Source organism: Wenjunlia tyrosinilytica, from assembly GCF_014646055.1.
In the GTDB taxonomy this organism is placed as follows: Bacteria; Actinomycetota; Actinomycetes; order Streptomycetales; family Streptomycetaceae; genus Wenjunlia; species Wenjunlia tyrosinilytica.
Genome location: NZ_BMMS01000100.1, coordinates 1 through 5,034, shown reverse-complemented (window position 1 = coordinate 5,034; position 5,034 = coordinate 1). Strand labels below are relative to the sequence as shown.

Here is a 5,034-nt window from a genome sequence, read left to right as displayed (position 1 = left end):
CATCTCCTCGTTCGCGCGGCCCGTCAGGATGAGCCAGGGATCGCAGATCATGCTGGACGACCTGATCCATGTCCTGAGCGTGAACGAACTGCGGTCGGCGGCCGTGTCTCCGGACCTCCGGGACCGCCTCGTGACCGCGGCGGAGAAGTGCGACCGCATCAAATCCCTGTCCAACTCCTACTTCACCTGCTACGCACACGAGACTAACCAGCCTGTCGCACGGTCGGGCCAGATCAGGTCCCTGTGGATCAGTGAGATGGCCGGCCATGTCCCCGGCTACGCGCAGTACCGCCTACAGCTCTTCTCGGGACTGCTCTTCGACAACCACTACGAGTACCAGCGCGGAATCGCCGCGGACCGCCTGGGACTCGAGGTGGCGCACCCTCGACTGGAGGCCACGCTCCGCACCTATGTCACGGGGGCGGTCAGGGATCTGCCGCTCCTTTTCGCCGGATGGTTCTGGCTCGCCGTCGTGCTGGCGCTGGCACTCCGCCCCGGCAGGGGGATCTTCTCGATGCCGGTCCGGGCCCTGGGGGTCAGCTCGGCCGCGTATGTGCTCGGCTATCTGCCCCTGATGCCGACGACCGACTACCGGTACGTCTACTGGCCGGCGATCGCGGGAACCCTCAGTCTGCTCCTGGCGTGGGTGGGGCGTGGCGTATCCGTGCCCGAAGGCGACGGTGGAGCGGGAGGGAGCGCGATGACGGCGGATCAGCCGACCCGCTGCAAAGACCGGTCGCCGACCGCCCCTGCCGCTGCGGAGGGCGCAAGGAGTAAGGCATGACCACGCTGTTTCCCTTCCGATCGCTCGGCCAGGTCCGGTGCCGCTCCTGTCCTCGCCCCTGTATTGTCGGCCGTTGTCGCGGAGGTAGGGCTGGTCGCGCTGGGTGAACACACCTGCCCGGCACCGATCACCGAGCGGTGGTCGCCGAACTCGCGGCGGTCGGCTTCCAGCCACTGGCGTGGCGTGCGACAGAGGCAGGGGCGGGCCCCGGCATCGTGACCCTGTGGGGAAGCGTGCCGGGGCCCGCGCTGGTGCGGGTGCTCTTGGACGGTGGTTACTTCACCAGGCCGTAGGCCTTGTAGATCGTCTGGTTGGTGACATTGCCGTCCTTGTCGGTCAGCTTGACCTTGAACGAGACCGAGGTCGCGTTCTTGGGGTGGCTGAGCTTGAGGACCCGGTTGCCCTGGTCCATCGTGACCGGGGCCTTCTTCCATGTGGTGCCCGCGTCGTAGGAGACCCGCACGTCGAGGGTCTTGAGGTTGGAGCCGGTGGCCGGGCCCTGGATCCGCAGCGGGACGGTCAGCTTCTTGCCCGCCTTGGCGGTGCTGGCCAGGGACAGCTTCGGGATGAAGCGGACCGTGGACAGCGGGAGCCTGACCGGCTTGTCACCCTGGACGCGGGAGGAGGGGAAGGTCCAGTCCGCCACGATCCGGGTGCTGACGGCCGAGACCGCGCTTCCGCGGCTGACGTCGGCGCTGACCTTGTACGTGGTCTTGGCGTCCGGCAGTCCGGTGACGGGTTGGGCGAGGCACGGCAGGTCCGCCTCGTTCACGAGGGTCCTGCCGTCGGCGGTGATGACGACCTTGGCCTTGCTGAACACCGAGTCGCCGAAGTGGCCGGAGCCGTCGGTGAACAGCGGGATGCACACCTGCAGCTGGTCCTTGATCCGGTAGGCGCCGTAGCCGTCCGAGGCGTTGCCGACACTGGGGCCGAACACGCCCTGGTTGAACGTGGTGTGGTAGACCTTGCCCGCCCGGTAGACGCGGGGCGAACGTTCCCACTGGTTGGCCTCCACCTCGTCCTTGGCGCTGTACTGCCTCAATTGGAAGCCCCAGGCCAGACCGGGCGGGGTGTTGACGTAGTGCTTGGCGGTGCCGGGGACGGCTTCCGTGGGGACGGGCGCGCCCGCGCTGCCGTACTTGTCGACGAAGGTGGCGGCGATGAAGTACTTCTTGTTCTTGGCCGGCGATCCGATGGTCATATTGACCTGGGCGAGCTCGTCCTTGGTCGTCTTGTGGGTGTAGCCGGTGAAGAAGGAGCCGGGCCGCGTGTACGCCAGGTTCCAGCGGGTGCTGCCCTTGCCCCACACGCCGCCGACGGCGCCGGTGAACTGCTTGGCGGTCAGCTTGGGCCCGAGGTGGGCGGTGGTGACACCCTTGAAGTCAGGGAAGGCCCAGTAGAAGGCGGCGCCGACGCCGACCCGGGCGTCAAAGCCCGTGTAGACGCCGAGGGGCTTCGCCGCGCTGTCCGGCGGGGTGATCCTGATCGGTTTGGCCTTACGGGCGTCGAGGGTCAGCGAGGTGTCCTTGGTCAGGGACAGCTTCGGCCGGGGCAGGTGCGCCGCGTCCGATTTACCGTCCGCACGGGGGGTGTCGACCATGGCGTCGAGGGCGTAGGTGCCCTTGGGCACCCGTACCTTGACGGTGCCCTTGCCATCCAGGTGCTTGATGTACCTCTGGTCCAGGCCCCCCAGGGCGCCACGCATCTGGCCGGGCTTGCCCTTGGCGTCGATGAGTTTGAGCGTGAGGTAGTAGGACTCGACCTCGCGCTCGACGGCGAGTGAGGTGCGCACCCTCTGGCCGGCGGCCTTGGCGACCAGGGCGGCGGAGTACACGCCGTCCTTGGCGTCCACGCTGGTATCAGCGGTCACCTTCACATCCGCGGTCTTGCCCGCCGGCACGGTGACCTTGGCGACGTCGGTCTTGAACATGCCCTGCGGGGCGGGCTTTCCATCGGGGCCCAGGGTCGTGACGGCGAGGTCGAGGGTGAGGGGCTTGGAGCCGGTGTTGCGGTAGGTGATCGTCTTCGTCACCGGCTTGTCGTCGTTGTGCGGCCACTGCTGGGTGCCGAACCCGACCGAGGTCTGATCGCTCACCACGGTCTGCTCGATGGCCCTGCCCAGGTCCACCCGGCCGGTACCCTGCTGGAAGGCGGACAGAGCGTCACCGGGCTCGGCCGAGGCGGTCAGCGCCCGCTTGATCTGCCGGCCGCTCCAGTCCGGGTGCTGCGAGGCGATCAGCGCGGCGGCACCGGCGACATGCGGGGTGGCCATGGAGGTGCCCGACGCCGAGATGTACCCGGGCGCGGCCGGGGTGCCCTCGCTCTTGGCGGCCTTGGCCGCCACGATGTTCACACCAGGGGCGGTGATGTCGGGCTTGATCGAGCCGTCGGCGGTCGGGCCGACACTGGAGAACCCGGCCAGCTTGTCCGACTTGTCCACGGCACCCACGGTCAGCGCCTCGGCCGCAGTGCCCGGAGAGCCCACGGTCCCCGCCCGGGGGCCGTCGTTGCCCGCCGCGACGGCGAACAGCACGCCCTTGGTGGCCGAGAGCTTGTTGACCGCCGCCTCGACCGGATCCACCTCGGGGGTGTCGGCGCTGCCCAGGCTGAAGTTGATCACCTTGGCACCCTGCTCGACCGCCCACTGCGCACCCGCGATGACGCCGGAGTCGCTGCCGGAGCCATCGTCGCCCAGGACCTTGCCCGCCAGCAGCTTCGCATCCGGAGCGACACCCTTGTACTTGCCGCCCGACTTCTTGCCCGACCCCGCCACGATGGAGGCGACATGCGTGCCGTGGCCGGCACGGTCGACATCGTCCGGGGAGTTGGAGAAGTTCTTCTTCGCGATCACCCGGTCGGACAGGTCCGGGTGGGTGTCGTCCACACCGGTGTCCAGGATCGCGACCTTGACGCCCTTGCCGGTGTAGCCGGCCGCCCACGCCCGCGGCGCGCCGATCTGCGGGACGGACTTGTCGAGGCTCGCGCGGCGCACGCCGTCCAGCCAGACCTTGGTGATGCCCGATGCCACCCCACGGGAGGTGCCCGAGCCGTCGGTCAGCGCCTCCCACACCTTCGAGGAGGCGGACTTCTCCGCCGTCAGCGCCTCGCCGTCGACGGCCGGCAGGTCGCGCTTGACGGTCAGTCCGGACGAGCGCATCGCGGCCTTGGCCCGGGCCTTGTGCCCGTTGTATGACACGATCAGCGGCAGCGTGCCGCGGTGCTGGTCGTCGTACTTCGACTTCAGCAGCTCGGTAACGTCGAACAGGCGCCGGTCCAGCCTGCCCCGGGCTATCAGCGCGGCGGCGTCCACGGGAGTCACATACGCGTGCCCCTGGTACCGCTGCACGGAGATCGCCGTACCCTTGCGGCCCTTGCCCGGCACCACCGAGCTGACACGGCCCCTGGCGTCGACGTGCACCCGGTCACCGGTGATGAGCGTGACCGTGCGGACGCCGTTGCCCGCCGACCCCTCACCGCCCTTCCCCTGGTTGGGCTGGGCCACGGACGCGCTCAGAGCACCCGACGTCACGCCCAGCGACACAGCTGTCGCCAGAGCGGTGGCCAGGATCGCCCCGGTCCTCTTCCTGGATCTCAAGACTCTTCCTCTCGAATCCCCTTGCGCTGCACGGGTGCACAACAGGCACCAAGAAGGGCCGACTTCTTTCCCCCTGCAAAAAGCCCCCGAGACCCACCGCGCCCCGCCTGTGCGTCATATGCTTCCTTTGCGGCACTTCACGAAACAAGGCAGCTTTCCTGGCGGTTGTGTAACAGCGGTCACGATCGGGCCACGCCTGCCCGACTACCGGCAGCCAATCAGCACCCCCCGCAGACATGAGCCGGGCGGGACGGAACGTCAGGAGTCGGCTGGTTGGCGCCCCAACCGCCAGCGCACCCAGCCTGACGCTTCCGCAACCAAGCGCCCCCGGGGCGCCGATAGCCGATTCAGGCGGGGTACCGCAGACCCGNCGGTCTTCCAGCGCATGGTCCAGCGGGCCTGCCCCTTGCCGGTGGGATCGAGCGACATGATGGCCATGTGGACGCACTTCAGCGCGGCCTGCTCATGCGGGAAGTGCCCGCGAGCCTCGACCGCCCGGCGGATCCGGGCGTTCACCGACCCGATCGCATTCGTGGTGCAGACGATGCGGCGGATCTCGGTGCCGAACCGCAGGAACGGCGTGAGCTCTTCCCGGGCGTTCTCCCGCAGCTTCACGATCGCCGGATACGTCCTGCCCCAGGCGTCGGCGAACTCG

The 5,034-nt window shown here is 68.8% G+C and carries 2 protein-coding genes and 1 pseudogene; 1 reads left to right on the top strand and 2 read right to left on the bottom strand.

Going from position 1 to position 5,034, the window contains the following annotated elements; all coding sequences use genetic code 11:
- Positions 1 to 784 (top strand): annotated as a pseudogene (locus tag IEY86_RS35575) (hypothetical protein); the annotation flags it as partial.
- A gap of 274 nt (positions 785 to 1,058) precedes the next feature.
- On the opposite strand, the gene IEY86_RS35570 reads toward IEY86_RS35575, so the two are convergent.
- Positions 1,059 to 4,379 carry a S8 family peptidase gene (locus IEY86_RS35570; RefSeq protein WP_229699071.1) on the bottom strand — a complete coding sequence of 1,107 codons (3,321 nt, stop codon included), beginning with the start codon at positions 4,377 to 4,379 and terminating at the stop codon, positions 1,059 to 1,061.
- Between the two features lie 258 nt (positions 4,380 to 4,637).
- Positions 4,638 to 5,034: transposase (locus IEY86_RS35565; RefSeq protein WP_229699070.1), on the bottom strand; the 397-nt coding region annotated here is incomplete at its 5' end.